Genomic DNA, 17,251 nt, shown 5'->3' with positions numbered 1-17,251 from the left:
GGGCCTGGTCTCTGCCTGCCTCGAAAGGGCCGAGTCTGCGCGCAATCGTCGCGGTCCTCGGGCTGCTCCCTTTTACCTTCCCAGTCTTGACCGCCTGGTGGACCATCTGGCCTGTCTAATACGGTTCAGCCAGTTTCAGCGACTTTGGCCCAATAAAACCGAGACGCTTTCGGGCGGTTTTAGACAGCTTTATTCCCCCATCCAGGCGTTCTGCCAACCAAGATCTGTCCTGGGTCGTCAGCTACACCCACCTCCCACAGTCCGCTGTCGACCCTTTGCAGCCGTTCGAGGTGTCTAAGAAACCTGTGGCGATTCAGAAGCCACCCACTATGGATCGCTTCCGGCCAATTCGGCCATCAGATATGTAGGGGTAACAAAGGCGACTCCAGACGACTTACTTAATAGCTGTCCCGAGTCGCAAATAATTAAGCGGAGAAACCACCATCAATCGTCAAACTGGCGCCGGTGATGTAGCCGGCTTCCGGACCGGCCAAGTAAACAACAAAGCCGGCAATTTCCTCAGCCTTGCCGTAGCGATCCAATGCCATCAGACTTTTCAGATACTCGGCGCCATCTCCATCGGCCGGGTTCATCTCTGTGTCCACCGGACCGGGTTGCACATTATTTACAGTGATGCTGCGTGGACCTAGATCGCGAGCCATGCCTTTGGCCAAGCCAACCAGCGCCGATTTGCTCATAGCGTACACTGCACCGCCGGCAACCGGGATACGCTCAGCGTTGGTGCTGCCGATGTTGATTATGCGCCCGCCGTCGACCATGTGCTTGGCAGCTTCCTGGCTGGCGACGAATACACTGCGCACATTCACCGCTAAGGTATGGTCAAGTTGCTCTAGGGTGAGCTCTTCGGTGCTACCCCAAGCAAGTACGCCGGCATTGTTGACTAAAATATCCAGGCCGCCGAAGTGCTCGACTGCCGCGCGAATAGCTTGCTGCACGGCTGCAGCATCAGTGCTGTCGGCCTTGATAGCAAAAGCCTTACCACTCGCTGCAATCACTTCACTGGCCAAAGCATTAGCTCGCTCGGCTGACGATGCATAGGTGAAAGCCACTGCTGCGCCTTCGCGGGCCAGGCGTTTTACGATGGCCGCACCGATACCGCGAGAGCCGCCTTGTACAAAAGCCACTTTCCCTTGTAGGGTCCGGGTAGAGGTCATGCTGTATCTCCATTACAAAAAAGTTAGGCCAGTCTGCCTATGTGTGAGCAATCTAATGACTTTTGCTAGGTTTCATTTTTGTCTAGGTAGAGATCATCACAGTTGGCGATTAAGTCAGGATTATGGGAGCCCGGTTTGGGTTTACTGACTTCCTCAGGGCGTGAGGTGGCCCCTCGCAAAGTACCGCAATCGGCCAACAGCAGTCATTAGCCGCCGAAAAGCTAGGCCACCCTCCACGTCAGTCAGCGCAGAGCTAGACTGAGCCCAGTATTCTGAATCGCTAATGGTGGTTCCCATGAAGCACTGGCTTCCCCTGCTGCTCACCCTGCCTCTGTCGCACACCCAAGCTGCAGGACCTGCCTTCAACTGCACTCAGGTCGAGGCCGGCAGCATCGAACAACAGATCTGCCAGAGCGAGCCGCTCTCGGCACTGGACCGGAAAATGGCCGAGGTCTACACAGCCGCGCAGCAGAAGGCCGGCAATGAACATCCGCCGGTGCTCAAGACCGAGCAACGGGGCTGGATCAAAGGCCGCAACGATTGCTGGAAAAGCGCGGACCAGCCCGCCTGCATCGCCGACAGCTACCGCCTGCGCATCGCCGAACTGCAGGCGCGCTACCGACTGGTCGAGACCACCGGCCAGGTGTTCTACCAGTGTGACGGCAACCCGGCTAAGGAAGTGGTTGCCCGCTTCTTCCGCACCGAGCCGCCCACGGCCATCGTCGAGTTCGGTGACCGCAGCTCGCTGATGCACCTAGAACAGACCGCAAGTGGCGAGCGCTACCAGGGACAAAATGAGAGTTTATGGGAGCACCATGGCGAGGCCATCGTGGTGTGGGGCTATCAGGAGCCGGAAATGCACTGCACAGCGCGTTGAAAGCCGCCGCTATGACCCATTGCAGAAATTCTCCAGGGGTAGCTATCGGCCAATATCGAACTTCGATGTGGTCCGCCACGAGGACATCATCCAGAACACAGGCGCGCCCTGCTTCCTTAAAGCTGCATTACGGCGAGCGCCCTGCGCAGAGGCTCGTCGGATATCTGGATAGGACCGTGAAATGGCACGTCCATATCCAATACCAGGTACACGGAAGCCGCGATAAGCATTGAAGAAACGACGAACATTCCTGTCACCATTGAATTACGTGGCGCTCGGTATCCAAAACTGGCGAAAATGAGCGTCAACCAAGCAACAAGCATCCCAATGAGTGGGCCGGGAATTGCCCCCTCTGACTGCTCGACGATCCTCCAGCGTTGCTCGATAAGCGAATGATATTGCTGACGAATATCCTGAAGCATGGTTTCATGGTAGCGGTCCGGCGGCTTTATGGCAGCCAAAGACTTTCCTATGTCATCCAAGTATTTAGCTGCCTCGCTGTTACGATGTTGCAGCGACTCGTCCCCCCGGTATGGCGTCTCGATAGCGTGCTCAAGATAGGTGACCAGTCGGTTGCGGGTGTCTTGTGCCGAATCGCCATAGCCCCGCAGTGTCCGATCAAATATGATCATGCTGGTTGCATACCCATGAAAGTTCGCGTCAATGGACTCGAAGGTATTTTTGGCAGAATTGATCATCAATCCAAAGACCAGCGATGTCATAACCACAAAAATGTTAGCTACCAGGCGAATTACTGTATTTGTGTCTTCATCTCTATGGTGGGATGCCAGCTTTGGGTACCACTGCATCATGAGAAGCGAGGCGGCAACCAAGCACCCAAAAATGGCCACTGCGATCCAGAGAGAATTCATGCATCAAGGCCTCGATCAATCTGACTCAAGTCTTAAAAGATAGACCGTGGCCGACCGCTTTGGGTCGAAAGCGGACGCTCGCGAACAACTGAGCGGACACCGCAAATGGCCGCTATTCCGTGTGGCGCAACGCATCGACCAGCAATGAGAACGCAGGCGAAGCGTGGCGGCGGCTTGGGTAATAGAGATGGTAAGGCTCGAAGGTCTTGCGCCAGCTCCCTAGAACTTCGACCAGATCTCCAGACGCCAGCGATTCGCGGAAGTACGCCTGCGGTAGGTAGGCCAGGCCGAGTCCAGCCAGCGCAGCATCACGTACGGAGGCGATGCTGTTCGTGACCAATGAACCTTCCACTTTCACGCGCTGCTCTTTTCCCGCCTTGGTGAACAACCAGGCGAAGTGTTCGCCGTGTGTGGGCAAGCGCAGGTTGATACATGAATGCTCGGTGAGGTCGTGCGGATGCCTGGGCGGCGGCCTCCGGGCAAAATAGGCCGGTGCACCGACCACAGCCATCGGATGCGGCCCACTGATCCGCACCGCGATCATGTCCTTCGCCACCAGGCCGCCGCGGCGAATGCCGGCATCAAAGCGTCCGCTGACGATGTCGGTAAGGCCATAGTCGATGGTCAGTTCGATGCGAATGTCCGGGTACTCCGGCAGGAAGCGCGCAATCGCCGGTTGCAGCACGCTGTGCACCGCGTACTCGTCCGCGGTCAGGCGGATCGTCCCGGCGGGCTTGTCTCGCAGTGCAGTGATCTCCTCCAGCCCGGACTCGATCTGCCCCATCGACGGGCCGATCAGCGCCAGAAGCCGTTCGCCGGCCGGGGTGGGCGAAACGCTACGCGTGGTGCGCGCGAACAGCCGCAGGCCAAGTCGTTCCTCCAGCCCTCGGATGACCTGGCTCAGCGCCGATTGCGAGATGCCCAGACGCGCCGCGGCGCGAGTGAAGCTGGCCTCCTCGGCCACGGCAAGGAAGGCCACTAGGTCTTGCAGTCGACGCCCGTCCATTGATTAGCCAGCCTAATGATGGAATTCGTATTCTGACGGATTATCAACAGATTGGCCAAGTTCTATCGTATGCGTCACGCCTACAACCGCCGAGCGCGTGAAATCACGAATCCATCGACAACTCTACGAGGAGTCAGCCATGGCCACCGCCATCGAAACCGTCAACATCCGCAATCCGGGCATGACCTGGGACATCGCCGCGAACATCCATTTCCCACCGGGTTTTGACAAGACAAAACCGTATCCGGCCATCATCAGCGCGCACCCCATCGGCAGTTGCAAGGAGCAGACTTCGGGCAACGTGTACGGCGCCGCGCTGGCGAAGGAGGGCTTCGTGGTGATCGCCTTCGATGCCAGCTACCAGGGCGCGAGCGGCGGCGAGCCACGCCTCATCGAAGATCCGGGCCAGCGCGTGGAGGACTTCCGCCAAGTGACCGATTACCTGGTCACGCTACCCTACGTGGATGCCGATCGCATCGGCGTGCTGGGCGTGTGCGGTGGTGGCGGCTATTCCATCAGCGCGGCGAAATCCGAACGCCGGATAAAGGCGGTGGTTTCGATTACCGGAGTCAATTTCGGACGAATGAGCCGCGAGGGCTTCGGTGGCTATGATCCCGTCGGTACGCTGGAGGCTATCGCCCAGCAGAGAACCATCGAAGCGCGTGGCAGCAGGTTGCGTGTGGATGACGTGCTGCCGCCTTCGGTGGACGCGGCCAAGCAGGTGGGTGTCACGGACATTGATGTCCTGGAAGCCACCGATTACTACAAGACGTCGCGGGGCCAAGCCGCTCACGGACTGACGAGCTTTCTATTCTCGCGTCGAGCGGCCGCAGTGGATTGGGATGCGTTCCACCTTGCCGAAGTGTTGCTGACCCAGCCGTTGCTAGTCGTGATCGGCGACAGACCCGGCGGTTTCGGCGCCTATCGCGACGGCCAGGAAATTTACGGCCGCGCGGCATCGAAAGCCAAGGAACTGCTCGTGCTGCCGGATACCTCACACTACGAGTTGTATGATCGGCCGGAAGCCACCGCGAAGGCGCTGGAAAAGGTCGTACCGTTCTTCAAGACGCACTTGGCCGTCTGATGGACTTGTGCAGCCGCCGCTGCTCCGCGGCGGTTGCGTGAGCGTAAAAGTCGGGCGCGCGGCGTTGGTCGTCTGCTTCTGGCCGGTTGCCACCTGTCCCGAACGACGGCAATGGGTCGAAAGCAGACAATTAGCCGGTCAAGACAGATCTATAAAATGCAAGGTCTGACACACCTAGGCTTGAGCTTTCCCCTACGTCAAGGAATAACCTACGTCTTCACCAGTAGAAACAGGAGTTTCCATGCTTACCATCGGGCAAATGGCACGTTGCCAAGGACTTACTACCAAGACGCTTCGCCACTACGACAGCATTGGTTTGTTCACCCCGGCCCTTACCGGGCGCGATAACGGCTATCGATATTATCGGCCCGAACAGATTGTTACTCTGGGCCGAATTGTCTGGCTCAAGCAACTAGGTATGCCACTGGAGGATATCCGCATACTGGCGAACAGCGGTGGGTTGGACAGTGTCGTCAGCCTCCGTGAGTCCCTTCAAGCGCATGCTCGCAAGCTCAAAGCTGCCATTGCCCGCGACCAGCAGGTGCTCGACCATCTCACTCGTTACCTGGCTCAGCCGGAGCGTTGCATGCCGGCGATGCAAATCCCTGAGCGCATCTATTATCCCGCGCTCCGAATCATGGGGATGAGCTGGCAACAGCAAGACGAAGGCACTATTGGCCAGATGTGGGAGCGCTTCTTTCCACGGGAGAAGGAAATCGATCGTTTGCAGGACCCGGTCGGAACCTTCGGCGTCTGTCAGCCATTGGATGACGGACGATGGCGTTATGTTGCTGGTTTGCCCGTAGGTGCCGATGTACCACTGGTGACCGGCATGGTGGAGTTGCAGATACCCGCACGCTATTACGCCAGGGTCGAGCATCACGGCATAGTCACTACGCTGCCGGAGACTTTCCGCGCCGCCTACAGTGAATGGCTGCCTGCTGCCGGCATGGAGCCAGACGAAGGGGTGGAGTTCGAATACAGCGGTGAGCGCTTCCTGGGCCCCATGCACCCGGACAGCGTGACCGAGTTGTACATCCCACTCAAAAACTGACGGCCACACAGGGGCAGGCTCAAATTGCCTCTATTCTATGATGCAGTGAATGACAGCCAGGGTGCTGCTAAACGGCTAGTCGCCATCCCCCATACTCACTTGCGAAAAGTAGAGTGCCAGCGGTGCAGCCACCAGTTTGAATGGCAGCTTTGGGTCCAGGCTGTGTGAAAACCCCCGCTGCTTTTCGATGAGCGCGCTCGTACGTGAAATCTGAAAAGAGATGGCGGGTCAGCAGCCCCAGATTTTGCGTAGACGCGCGATTTTTAGGATGTTTTTTGAACAGCCACATCGGTCGGGAGGTTTTCACACAGCCTGGGTCGGGAGCAGCCGCTCACCAGCGGCCGATTTCGACCCACAACGGTCATAAAACTGCATTTGAGTCCTAGCAACCCGCCATAGGGATCCTCATACAGAACCGCAACCTCCGAGGTTGAAGGGGATGTGGGCAGAGCGCTACGCTGAATCCCCTAATGCCCCCTAAACCAGGATCTCAATGAACCGGACTAAGCTGCTCACCCGTGCCGAAATGAACTGCCTGAGCTTCGTGAGGAACTTGGCACTTTCTGGAGCTACGCGGGAGCAGCTCGGAAGAGGCAGGGTTCTTAGTAATTTTTGGAGCCAAATCTCCCGAAATGCGCTCGACCTAGCGGTTCTGGACTGGTGCCACGCTTTCGGCCAACAAAAAGATGCGTTGCATTGGAAGAAAGTGTTTCCGAATGATGAAGAAGCGTTTCGAGAAGGCATGCTCACCTGGATGGATGTTTCCTTAGATGAGTTCAAGCAATTTCGCGAGCAGATGAAGGTTTATCGTGACAAGGACCTTGCACACTTGGAGCTTCTCAACATTTCAATGATTCCCGCCATGAACAATGCGATCCATTCCATGGCGTTCTATTACCATCAGGTCCAGTGTGCGAAACGGGAGTTAGAAATGCATTACCGCGATCAGACTCTGTATGAATCGTTCGACAGTGCCTGCGCTGGGTTTGATCGTGATGCTGAACTGGCCTTTGGCGCTACGGGAACACCGCGAGGTCCGCACATCCTGAAGCGTCGCCAGCATTGCACTGGCCCACGTACTGACAAATCATCCGCGAGCGCTGATCCCACAACCCTGAAAGATCCGCCGTACTGATATCAGTCGCACGACGGTAACCGAAAGTCCGCTCATGGCCGTTAGCTACCCTTCGCCAAGGGCCGCTTTGGGTCGATAGCAGACATTTGTATGTGGGGGTGCCCATCGCCGGCACTGGCAAGAGAGCTTTCTGAGTTTGATGCCGTATTGCGCACCATTCATACCAATTCCGGCAACAGTGTTTGTTTAAACTCCCGGTTTTTCCCTCACACCCGCCCTCCTAACATTAGGCCAAGCCACCCGCCATCCTGGTCCGTGGTATCCTGAATCGGAAGGTAACCCTCATGAAGGCGAAGCATTCACTCCTGCTGTTGTTCCTGGGCAGTATCGCTACGCACACCTACGCGATGGACAACACCACACCCGACGCTGCCGCAGTCGAAACCTACACTTACGCAACCAGACTGGATATCACACGGGTCATCTCCATTACCGAACCGGCCAACACCTGCGCGCCAGTACCGGTTCAGATGACGTACGAAGACTCCAAAGGCAAACGCCACATCCTGGCGTATCAAATGATGGGCACCGGCTGCACCAATTGAGCCTGGCGCAGGCAATGGAGGGTCGACACTCCATTCAGCCACACACCACTTCTTCATCCGCTGCCAGCAGTTCCGGAATCGCTTGCTTGAGAAACTCCACCCAGGTTCTGGTCTTCGCATCAACGAACTTACGCGATGGATAGATCGCGAACAGGTTCAACGCTTCCAGCCGGTACTCCGGCAATACCCGCACCAGCGTCCCCACCCGCAGGCCCTCCACGGCCGACACAATCGGCTGTACGCCAATTCCCATGCCTTTCTTGATCGCGATAGTCATGCCGTCGGCGGTGTTGATGTGCAAGGGCGATACGGGAATGGTGACGCTTTCCATGCCTTCAGGCCCGTCGAACGTCCAGTTCTCCACCGGCATTACCGTGTTGACGATACGCAGGCACTCGTGGGCCGAGAGATCGGCGGGAGAAGCCGGCACGCCGCGGGCTTGCAGATAAGCCGGCGAGGCGCAGAGGATGCTGTAGGTCATGCCGAGCCGCTGCGCGACGAACCCGGAATCGGGCAGGTCGCGGGCCAGGACGACGGACATGTCGAAGCCTTCTTCAAGCAGGTCAGGGATACGATTGGTCAGGGTCAGGTCGAACATCACCGTGGGATGAACCCTGCGGTAGCGGGCAATGGCGTCAATCAGGTAGTGGTTACCGATGGCCGACAAGGTGTGGATCTTCAAGCGGCCGACGGGCTGGGTGCGAGCTGTACCCGCCTCTTCGTCGGCGTCGCGCACGTCATCCAGAATTTTCCCGCAACGCTCCAGGTAACGCAGGCCAGCTTCGGTCAGTGCCAGGCGTCGGGTGGTGCGATTGATCAGGCGAGTGTGCAGGCGTGCTTCGAGGGCGGTGATGCTTTTCGAAACGTTCGTGGTGGTGGTCGCCAGCGACTGCGCTGCAGCGGTGAAACTACCGCTCTGGGCGACGGCGATGAAGAAACGCATGCTCTGGAAGATGTCCATCGGAGTGCTCCCGGAAAGTAGCTCAGAACAGGGGGGGGCTCCTGATGGAGTCCCCCTCTCGCATGTCAGTGCTTGCGCGGAATGAACCCCGGTACACCAGTCTCCACCACAGCGTTGAAACGCACCCGCGTGGTGATCTCTTTCCTGATTTCATGCATCGCCCGATGCGGCAAGGTCTCAATGTCGATGTTTTCCTGAATCCGCCCCGGGTTCACCGAAGTGGTCAGGAACGCCGTGCCCCGCTGCACCGCCCAGGCAAGCGCTACCTGCGCCGGGGTTTTCTGCACCTGGCGGGCAATCGCGGTGATCACCGAGTCCTCCAGCACATTCGGCTCCATGCCATGCCCCAGCGGCGCGAACGCGAGCAGGATGATCCCGTGCGCTTTGCAGAACTCCAGCATTTCCCACTCCGGCAGGTACGGGTGGGACTCGATCTGCACCACCGCCGGCTTGATGCGCGCGTTGGCAACGATGTCCTTCAGTGCCTCAAGACCGATGTCCGAAAGCCCGATGGACCTGCAGCGGCCTTCATCCACCAGGCTTTCCAGGGCGCGCCAAGTGTCCATCAACTGGACGTCGGCGTCGTAGAGCACATGCCCGAACACGTCCCGCGGGTCCTGGTCATCACCGGCCTGGAAGGCGAACGGCGTGTGGATCAGGTAGCAGTCGATGTAGTCGACCTGCAAGCGCTGGCAACTCGCCTCGAAAGCCGGCCTCACCCGCTCGGGGCGGTGGTTGGTGTTCCACAACTTGGTGGTGATGAACACCTCCTCGCGACTGATCGAACCGGCAGAAAACACCTGGGCAAAGGCGTCGCCGATCTGTGTTTCGTTGCGATAGCGTTCGGCGCAATCGAAGTGGCGAAAGCCGGTCTCCAGTGCGCATTTGACGGCTTCAGTGGTCATGCTGAGGTCGCGGAACAGGGTGCCGAAGCCCACGGCCGGCATCGAGCCGGCGCCATTGTTGAGGGGGATGCGGGTGTCGCGAAGTTCGTCGTGAAAGGCTTCGTAGGTCATGTCGTGCTCCAGGTAGTTGCGTCAAAGGGTTTTCGAGGTCCGGCGCAGCGCGACGGCCTGGTCCAGGACACCGGCCGAATTGCCGCCCAGCGCCACGAACAGGCGCACCGAGTCCAGATAACGGGCGGTCTTCACCTGGATCTGGCCCAGCAAGGCCTGCTGATAGGCGCGTTCGGCTTCCAGCACCTGCAGCAGGCTGGTTTCGCCCTGGGCGTAGGCCTGGCGGTTCAGGCGCAGGCTGGTGTCGGCGGCGCGCAGGGCGTCGTTTTGCGCCTGGCTGTGCTCGGCGCCATGGTTGAGCGCCTGCAGGGTGTCCGCGACCTGACCGAAGGCCTCCAGGACAGTCTGTTGATACCGGGCGAGCGATGCGTTGTAGCCTTCGACCGCACCCTGGCGTTCAGCCTTGAGCGTGCCGCCATTGAAGACCGGCGCCGTCAGCCCGGCGGCGAACCCCCACAGTGCCGCTCCGCCATTGCCGGACGCGGCCTGCATCAGCGAAGCCGACAGCACCACCTGCGGATACAGATGGGCGGTCGCGACACCGACCGCCGCGCTGGCCAGGTGCAGTTCGGCCTCGGCCTGGAGGATGTCCGGCCGGCTGCGGGCTAGTGCCGAGGGCAGGCTGACCGGGATGTTCGACGGCAGCGCGAATTCATCCAGGCTGAAGTCCGGGGCTATCCAGTCCGCCGGCCCCTTGCCGGCCAGCAGTGACAGCGAGTGGCGCGCCGCATCACGCTGCTGGGCCAAGGGTGGCAACAAGGTACGGTCCTGGGCGAGGCGGGTTTCAGCCAGCGAGACGTCGACCTGCGTGGTGGCGCCGCTCACCTGGGCCGAGCGCACCAGGTCGAGGTTTTTCCCGTCGTTAGCCAGCAGCGTCTGCACGGCCTGGATCTGTGCGTTGGCCGAAGCCAGCAACAATGCCTGGCTGGCGACCTCGCCGGTCAGCGTCAGGTAAGCCGCTTCATAGCGATGCTTTTGCAGGTCGACCAGCGCCTGCTGTTGTTCGACCGCCCGCTGGTTGCCACCGAACACATCCAGGTCAAACGCGACGCGCGGGCCGATGGCGTAGACATTCGCCACGCTCGGCTCTGCGCCGTTGTGGGTGCGCTGGCGACCACCGGCCGCAGCGAAATCCACCTGCGGGTACAACGCCCCTTCCGCCGCCGCGACCGACGCCGCAGCCTGCCGGAGCGTCGCATCAGCGGCCGACAGTTCCAGGTTGCCGTCGATGGCGCGACGTACCACCTGGTCGAGCTTGGGCGAACGAAACGCCGACCACCAGTCACCCTTGAGCTGTTCGCCCATGGCGAAGTGTTGTTCGGCCGCTTGATCGTAATGCTGTGAGGGGCTGGGCGCCGGGCGCTGGAAATCAGGGCCGACGGTGCAGGCAGAGAGCATCGCCAGCAGTGCCAGCGAGGTGAAGTGCAGAGAAGCGTTCATGGTTCGGACTCCACGTCATCAGTTGGCTGCAGCAGGCTTGCGCAGGAACAGCACCAGCGGGCTCACCACGAGCATCGCCAGCATCAGGACCTTGAACTGGCCCATCACCGCGACGAACGCCGCCTGGTGGGTGATCAGGTGGTTGAGCCCTTCAAGTGCCGGCAGCGAAGTCGGCAGTGCCACGCGATAAGGCGTCAGCTGGCTGGCCAGCGCCAAATGCATCGCCTGGGTGTTGTTGAAGAAAAAGATCTGCACCACGGCCACGCCCAGGGTGCTGCCGTAAACCCGCATCAGGTTGAAGAAGCCGGAGGCTTCGGGCCGCAGTTTCGGGTCGAGGGTACTGAACGCGGTCTTGCTCAGCGCTGGCATCAGGATGCCGAGCCCCACGCCCTGGATGAATCCGGTGACGGCCACCGGCGTCCAGTCCATCAGCGGCGAGTAACCGAGCATCAGCCCGTTGGCGTACACCACCAGGGCGATACCGGCGGCGACCAAGAGTCTGGCGTCGACCCACGCCGGCGCACGCCCCATCAACAGGAATGCGCCCACCAGCCCGACACCGCGCGGCACGGTCAGCAAGCCAGTGGTGTCCGGCGGGTAACCGAGGATTTCATCGAGCATGGGCGAGGTCAGGGCCATAGTCGACAGCAACACGAAACCCAGGGCAAAGAACATGACCGTCGACAGCACGAAGTTACGGTCGCCGATCAGGCCCTTGCCGAGGAAGTGCGTGTCACGCGTGAGCATGTGGACAGCGAACAGGTACAGGCCGAGCGCGCTGGCCAGCGCTTCGATCCAGATTTCCGGCGCGTCGAACCAGTCCAGCCGTTCACCCCGGTCGAGCAGCATCTGCAGGCCGATCATGCCGACGGTGAAACTGCCAAAGCCAAGGAAGTCGAACGCCGGGCGTGCATCCGCCTTGCTTTCGGCGAGCAGCGAGCTGACCACCATCAGGATGTACGCGATCAGCGGCAGGCTGAGGTAGAACATCGGGCGCCAGTCGAGGTACTCGCACACCAGGCCACCGATGCCGGGGCCGCTGACAATGCCGAACAGCACCAGCGCCGTCCATTTCGGGCCGAATGCCGGACGACGGTCAGCGGGCAAGGTCTGCAGCGCGATGGCCATCGACAGCGGTGCTATCACACCGCTGGCCAAACCCTGCAGTACCCGCGCGGCGATGAATTCCAGCGGCGTGTCGGCCAGTGTGCAAAGCCACAGGCCGATGGCGAACGCCACCAGCGCAGCCTGGTAGACCCGCTTCAAGCCGAAGCGCCCGGCCAGCCATTGCGCCACCGGCATCGTGATCGCGCTCGCCGCCAGGTACGCGGTGAAAATCCACCCGGCCTGGTCGTCGGTCATCGACAGGCTGCCCTGGATCAAGCGCAGTCCTGCATTGGGCAACGGGAGGTTGACCGACTGCAGGTAGGTGGCGAGCAAGGCAACAAACCTCAGCGCCCGCGCATCTGCTGTTGAAGTGCTCATCACGAGTTACCTGCGGACAACCACGATTTGAGCGGATGCCACCATGGGGTGCGGTGCTCGGTATCGACCCGCACCGTAGCACTGGTGCCGGAGAACAGCGGCAACGCGGGGTCGGCGTCGTCCAGTTCCAGGCGAACCGGTACCCGCTGCACCACCTTCACCCAGTTGCCGGTGGCGTTCTCGGGCGGCAGCAGCGCGAAGTCGGCACCGGCGCCGGGGCTCATGCTGACTACATGTGCCTTGAACGGCCGGTCCGGGTAGGTGTCGAGGGTAATGGTCGCCGCCTGGCCAGGGCGCATATGCGTCAGCTGCGTCTCGCGGAAGTTGGCCTCGACCCAGATTTCCCGGTCGGAAATCAACGCGAACGCCGGCGAACCATTGTTCACGAAGTTGCCCACCTGTAACTCATCGACCTTGGCGACGATGCCGTCTGCTGGCGCGGTCACCGTGGCGTAGGACAGGTACAACTGCGCTTCGTCGAGGTGCGCCTGGGCCTCGCGCACGGTCGGGTGGCGGTCGGCGGCGATGTCCGGGTCGCCGTTCAGGGCAACAACGGTGCTGGCGATTTGCTGCTGGATGGAGGCGATGCGTTGGCGAGCCACTTTCAGGTCAGTTTCGGCGCGCTCGTACAGGGCCTTGGACACGAACTCGGTCGCGATCAGGGCTTTCTTGCGGGCGAACTCTTTCTGGTCGTATTGCGCCGAGGCCTGGGCCGATTGCAGCTCGGCCTGTTGCTGCCGATAGCTGGCCTTGAGGCCGTCGATGCGCAGCCGGGCGTTCGCCAGCTGGGCCTGCGCCCGTTCAACCGCGATCTGCAACGGCTTGGGGTCGATACGGAACAGCACCTGGCCCTTGTGCACGGGCTGGTTGTCGTCGACCGCGATGTCGACCACCTGCCCGGCAACCCGGGCATTGATCGACGCCTTGGCCACGCGGACGTAGGCATTGTCGGTGGAGACGAAAGGCTCGTTGGCGATGTACTTGCCATAGCCAATCGCTGCGAACAGGGCGGGAACTCCGAACATCAGTACCGGCCGCAGCTTCTGCTTGAGCGGCTTTTTCGGCGCCCTCTCCAGAGGGTACGCGCGGGCTTGTTCTGCGGTGAGATCTAAATGCTGGGTCATGGCGGCTCTCTTCAAATGCGTCGTTAAATGCGGTGATTCATCCAGTGCATTGGCGGCCGGGAGGATCACTCCGTACCGCTGTTTCAGTCGCCGCCAGACCCGTTTCGAGCGCTGCTGCAACCCGCCTTTCCATCAAGGAATTTCTGGCTCCTTAATTTTGTGCGATAGTGTAAGAATATGAGTGACCCCCTCCCCTTGCAAGGATTTTGTACGACATGGCACAAAATAAACCGACAGAAGGAAAAAGCCGCGGCCGCCCACGGGCGTACGACCCGCACACAGCGCTGGAGCAAGCACTGGGCGTGTTTTGGAATACGGGTTACTCCGGCGCCTCGCTGGACAGCATCGCCAGCGCCGCGGGCATGAATCGCCCCAGCCTTTACGCCGCGTTCGGCGACAAACACGCGCTTTACCTCAAGGCCCTCGACCAATATTGGGAGACCGCCCACGCGGCCATGCAGGCTGCGCTGAGCGACAGCAGCCTGACCCTGGAGCAGGCCCTGACCGGGTTTTATGAAGGCCAGCTGGCGATCTACTTCTCTGGCAAAGGCCAGCCTCGGGGCTGTTTTGCTATTGGTACGGCGACCACCGAAGCCGTGGAAGACCCGCAGATTCGCGACCTGCTGTCGCTGAGGCTGAGCCAGCTGGACGCTGACGTGGAAGCGCGGGTGCGCAAGGCAGTCGAAGCCGGCGAATTGCCAGAGGGCGCCGACGCTGAAGCACTGGCCATACTGGCCTCGTCGCTGCTGCACAGCATTTCGATTCGCGCGCGCGCGGGCAAATCCCGGGAAGAGCTGAGCGCTCAGGTCCGCCATGCCGTGCGGGTAATCTGCGGTTGAACGGCAACGCGGCCGGGGAAGGCCTGGCGGATATTCTGACCGAGGGCCTTTCGGTGGTGTTCTGCGGGATCAACCCGGGGCTGCTGGCCGCCCGGGAGGGGCATCATTTCGCAGGCCGCGGCAATCGGTTCTGGCGCACGCTTTACCTGGCCGGGTTTACGCCCCACGAACTGAGCCCCCAGGAGGATCGTTCGCTGTTGCATTACGGTTGCGGGCTGACGGCCGTGGTCGAGCGCCCCACCGCCCGAGCGGATCAGGTTTCAGCAAGTGAGTTCAGCGCGGTAGCCGCCCGCTTCGAGCAAAAGATCGCCCGGTATGCGCCCCGCTACGTTGCCTTCCTCGGCAAGGCTGCCTATGCCGGGTTATCCGGGCGCAAGGAGCTGCAATGGGGTTTGCAGGCAGAGTCATTCGGCAGCGCTTCAGTATGGATTTTGCCGAACCCAAGCGGACGCAACCTGGCTTTCAACCGGGAGCAACTGAGCGCGGAGTATCGAAAGCTTTACCAGGCGTCGGATGAATCGCCCTCGGTTTGGTAGCCACCTCAAACGTCTGCAAAGGGTCGAAAGCTACCGGTTGCGAGGGACCGCTACTGGCCGTTTTCTACCTGTTGCCACGGGCAGCTTTGGGTCGTTAGCGGTCACTCGCGAATGGCTGCAACCGACCCATAGCTGCCCTTGGCGGAGGGCAGCTAACGGCCAAAAGCGGTCAGTGACAATATTCGCAAAGTCTACCGCTCAGCTTCCCGAAGACCGATCTCGACTATTCGTTAGGTACAGCACCATCGCTGCGCGAGCCGCATCTTTGACTGCTGCTCCGCGCAGTGCTGCAATGGGGTCACGTTATCCGTATAGGATGTTGCTCCATGCGAGTGAATCTCCAAACACTCCCGACGCGATACCTTCAGCCTCAACCAAGGTGATATTCGCGCCTTTATCAGCCAGGTGTTACGCCAGCGAAGCGCCCACGATGCCGGCACTAATGACAACGACTCGTTTGTCCAGAGCATTTCCCATATCAACCTTCATTCTGTAGACCTGAAAGCGGTTTCAGTGTCTGCCTCTGGTCGATTTCTGCTTGTCGTAAGGGGCAGCAGTTGTCGTCTAGAAAGCAGATGTAAATTTGTCTGAAGTGGCGAAATAGCTGCCAAAATCATCGTGTTAAAACGCCGCCTGAAATGGCAGCAAGATAAGCGCGTGAGTGTTGTTGGCACTGGAGGGTAGCGAAAAATCGTTCAGCTACTACGGTAAGCGTCATCAACGACTATAGTCATTGGTGAGCCAGAGCGAATCTGACCATTCCCCTGCCAACCTGGCCTAATCCAATTCCGCGATTACACGGCGGATCTTCTTGTGTTCCTTGATGCGGAACGTGAACGTTTCGCTGCCGAAATCACTCAGGCTCAGGCTGAGATCGAGGCAGCGTTGTCTTTTTTTGAACCCCTTGATGGTGGATGGAGTTATCCCACCGGGCACGTCGCATCCCACTGAGCACGTCCCAACCACCCATCTATCAAGGTTCAAGCAATGAATACTTTAGAGTTCGATGATGCACAAAAAACCAATGGCGACCTGGTTCAGGGGCCGCTGCCGGCCGGCACTGTCGCGCCCGACTTCACTCTTCACGCAACCCCTGATCAACAGTTGTCGCTGCGTGAGCTAAAGGGAAATCCCGTGATATTGGCGTTTTATCCCGCTGACTGGACTTCCGTGTGTGGTGACCAACTGACTTTGTACAACCAGTTGCTACCCACATTCAGAGAATACGGTGCGGCGCTACTGGGTATCTCGGTTGACAGCGCCTGGTGTCATCAGGCCTTTGCCAAAGATAGGAATTTTCACTTCAGCCTGCTGGCCGATTTCGAGCCCAAAGGGGCTGTGGCACGACAGTATGGAGCGTACCAGTCCCAGCTCGGGGTTTGTAAGCGTGCGCTGTTCGTGATTGACAAGGACGGGGGGGTTGCCTGGAGCTACGTCTCCCCGATGGCAATCAACCCTGGTGCGGACGGTATTCTGGATGCGCTGGATGCTTTGGCGAATTCGCCACAAAGCACGCCAACCAAAAATTAACAGGTGATTAGATGGCCACTCTCAAAGTCCCGGTAAGTGCCAACGACCATCGCCAGGGAAGTGCGCATGCCAAGGTCACCTTGATCGAATTTGGCGACTATGAATGTCCCTATTGCGGTGAAGCTTATTGGATGGTCAAGAATCTGCAACAGCATTTTCGCGATGACTTGCTGTTTGTGTTCCGTAACTTCCCTCTGACCACCGCTCACCCCCATGCATTGGGTGCAGCGGTCACCGCTGAGTATGCCGGGAGTCGAGGATTATTCTGGGAGGCCCACGACGAATTGTACGAAAATCAGGATCGATTGGGCCTGCCGCTGTATCGCGCCATCGTTCTCAAACACGGCCTTTCCAGGGAGGAATTCGATCTTGCAATGCAAGAGGATACTTACATTCCCAAAATACAAGCCGATTTCAATGGCGGTGTACGCAGCGGCGTGAATGGCACCCCAGCGTTTTACATTGACGGGCTTCGCTATGACGGAGTTCCAGAGTTCATCGGGATAAGTCAGATGATTGAGCTTTTGTTAGTGCGTGGACGAAATCGCTAGAGAGCCAAATCGGCTTGGCAT

The 17,251-nt window shown here is 59.6% G+C and carries 17 protein-coding genes and 1 pseudogene; 9 read left to right on the top strand and 9 right to left on the bottom strand.

The window, feature by feature from the left end; translation table 11 throughout:
• Positions 1–425: 425 nt before the first annotated feature.
• Complete coding sequence (locus ACF8EA_RS22275) at positions 426–1,175, bottom strand: 3-oxoacyl-ACP reductase family protein (RefSeq protein WP_070096540.1); 750 nt, start codon at positions 1,173–1,175, stop codon at positions 426–428.
• A 295-nt stretch (positions 1,176–1,470) separates the two neighbouring features.
• Here ACF8EA_RS22275 and ACF8EA_RS22270 point away from each other — a divergent pair, with 295 nt between their 5' ends.
• Entirely contained in the window at positions 1,471–2,052 is a 582-nt protein-coding gene (locus tag ACF8EA_RS22270) for an MliC family protein (RefSeq protein WP_392523243.1), read from the top strand.
• Between the two features lie 116 nt (positions 2,053–2,168).
• Here ACF8EA_RS22270 and ACF8EA_RS22265 read toward each other — a convergent pair whose 3' ends face one another.
• The gene (locus tag ACF8EA_RS22265; protein ID WP_392523241.1) at positions 2,169–2,924 is read right to left on the bottom strand and encodes a hypothetical protein; all 756 of its coding nucleotides are present in this window, start codon (positions 2,922–2,924) and stop codon (positions 2,169–2,171) included.
• Between the two features lie 112 nt (positions 2,925–3,036).
• Complete coding sequence (locus tag ACF8EA_RS22260) at positions 3,037–3,930, bottom strand: LysR family transcriptional regulator (protein WP_392523239.1); 894 nt, start codon at positions 3,928–3,930, stop codon at positions 3,037–3,039.
• Positions 3,931–4,027: 97 nt separating this feature from the next.
• Here ACF8EA_RS22260 and ACF8EA_RS22255 point away from each other — a divergent pair, with 97 nt between their 5' ends.
• The 4 genes from ACF8EA_RS22255 (at position 4,028) to ACF8EA_RS22240 (ending at position 7,748) form a co-directional block, all read left to right on the top strand.
• Positions 4,028–5,014, top strand: a complete 987-nt coding sequence (locus ACF8EA_RS22255) for an alpha/beta hydrolase (RefSeq protein ID WP_392523238.1) — start codon at positions 4,028–4,030, stop codon at positions 5,012–5,014.
• A gap of 241 nt (positions 5,015–5,255) precedes the next feature.
• Positions 5,256–6,068 carry an effector binding domain-containing protein gene (locus tag ACF8EA_RS22250; RefSeq protein ID WP_392523236.1) on the top strand — a complete coding sequence of 271 codons (813 nt, stop codon included), beginning with the start codon at positions 5,256–5,258 and terminating at the stop codon, positions 6,066–6,068.
• Between the two features lie 493 nt (positions 6,069–6,561).
• Positions 6,562–7,203 (top strand): hypothetical protein, encoded by a 642-nt coding sequence (locus ACF8EA_RS22245; RefSeq protein WP_392523234.1) that lies wholly within the window; start codon positions 6,562–6,564, stop codon positions 7,201–7,203.
• A 284-nt stretch (positions 7,204–7,487) separates the two neighbouring features.
• Complete coding sequence (locus ACF8EA_RS22240) at positions 7,488–7,748, top strand: DUF2790 domain-containing protein (RefSeq protein ID WP_392523233.1); 261 nt, start codon at positions 7,488–7,490, stop codon at positions 7,746–7,748.
• Positions 7,749–7,782: 34 nt separating this feature from the next.
• Here ACF8EA_RS22240 and ACF8EA_RS22235 read toward each other — a convergent pair whose 3' ends face one another.
• The 5 genes from ACF8EA_RS22235 to ACF8EA_RS22215 all read right to left on the bottom strand — a co-directional run bounded on the left by ACF8EA_RS22235 (position 7,783) and on the right by ACF8EA_RS22215 (position 13,774).
• On the bottom strand, positions 7,783–8,709 hold the full coding sequence (locus ACF8EA_RS22235; protein WP_392523231.1) for a LysR family transcriptional regulator: 927 nt from the start codon (positions 8,707–8,709) through the stop codon (positions 7,783–7,785).
• A gap of 65 nt (positions 8,710–8,774) precedes the next feature.
• Positions 8,775–9,725, bottom strand: coding sequence for an aldo/keto reductase (locus tag ACF8EA_RS22230; RefSeq protein ID WP_392523229.1), 951 nt, complete (start codon positions 9,723–9,725; stop codon positions 8,775–8,777).
• 21 nt (positions 9,726–9,746) lie between these two features.
• Positions 9,747–11,165, bottom strand: a complete 1,419-nt coding sequence (locus ACF8EA_RS22225) for an efflux transporter outer membrane subunit (protein ID WP_392523227.1) — start codon at positions 11,163–11,165, stop codon at positions 9,747–9,749.
• 18 nt (positions 11,166–11,183) lie between these two features.
• Positions 11,184–12,650: a DHA2 family efflux MFS transporter permease subunit gene (locus ACF8EA_RS22220; RefSeq protein WP_392523226.1), complete on the bottom strand. Its 1,467-nt coding sequence runs from the start codon at positions 12,648–12,650 to the stop codon at positions 11,184–11,186.
• Positions 12,650–13,774, bottom strand: coding sequence for an HlyD family secretion protein (locus ACF8EA_RS22215; protein ID WP_392523224.1), 1,125 nt, complete (start codon positions 13,772–13,774; stop codon positions 12,650–12,652). Before ACF8EA_RS22215 ends, ACF8EA_RS22220 begins: the two co-directional genes overlap by 1 nt.
• 215 nt (positions 13,775–13,989) lie before the next feature.
• Between ACF8EA_RS22215 and ACF8EA_RS22210 the strand changes: the two genes are divergently transcribed.
• Both ACF8EA_RS22210 and mug read left to right on the top strand, forming a co-directional pair.
• Positions 13,990–14,613 carry a TetR/AcrR family transcriptional regulator gene (locus tag ACF8EA_RS22210; protein WP_274103489.1) on the top strand — a complete coding sequence of 208 codons (624 nt, stop codon included), beginning with the start codon at positions 13,990–13,992 and terminating at the stop codon, positions 14,611–14,613.
• Positions 14,610–15,149: a G/U mismatch-specific DNA glycosylase gene (gene mug / locus ACF8EA_RS22205; protein ID WP_274103486.1), complete on the top strand. Its 540-nt coding sequence runs from the start codon at positions 14,610–14,612 to the stop codon at positions 15,147–15,149. The genes ACF8EA_RS22210 and mug overlap by 4 nt, the downstream gene beginning before the upstream one ends.
• 306 nt (positions 15,150–15,455) lie before the next feature.
• On the opposite strand, the pseudogene ACF8EA_RS22200 reads toward mug, so the two are convergent.
• Positions 15,456–15,626 (bottom strand): annotated as a pseudogene (locus ACF8EA_RS22200) (FAD-dependent oxidoreductase); the annotation flags it as partial.
• Positions 15,627–16,136: 510 nt separating this feature from the next.
• Between ACF8EA_RS22200 and ACF8EA_RS22195 the strand changes: the two are divergent.
• Both ACF8EA_RS22195 and ACF8EA_RS22190 read left to right on the top strand, forming a co-directional pair.
• Entirely contained in the window at positions 16,137–16,679 is a 543-nt protein-coding gene (locus tag ACF8EA_RS22195) for a redoxin domain-containing protein (RefSeq protein WP_392523223.1), read from the top strand.
• Between the two features lie 11 nt (positions 16,680–16,690).
• Positions 16,691–17,230, top strand: a complete 540-nt coding sequence (locus ACF8EA_RS22190) for a DsbA family protein (protein WP_392523221.1) — start codon at positions 16,691–16,693, stop codon at positions 17,228–17,230.
• Positions 17,231–17,251 lie beyond the last annotated feature (21 nt).

Origin of the sequence: Pseudomonas sp. YQ_5 (genome assembly GCF_043103305.1) — a bacterium.
Lineage (GTDB): Bacteria > Pseudomonadota > Gammaproteobacteria > Pseudomonadales > Pseudomonadaceae > Aquipseudomonas > Aquipseudomonas putida_Y.
Note: the sequence above shows the minus strand (reverse complement) of the source record. Positions and strands in the feature narration are given on the sequence as shown.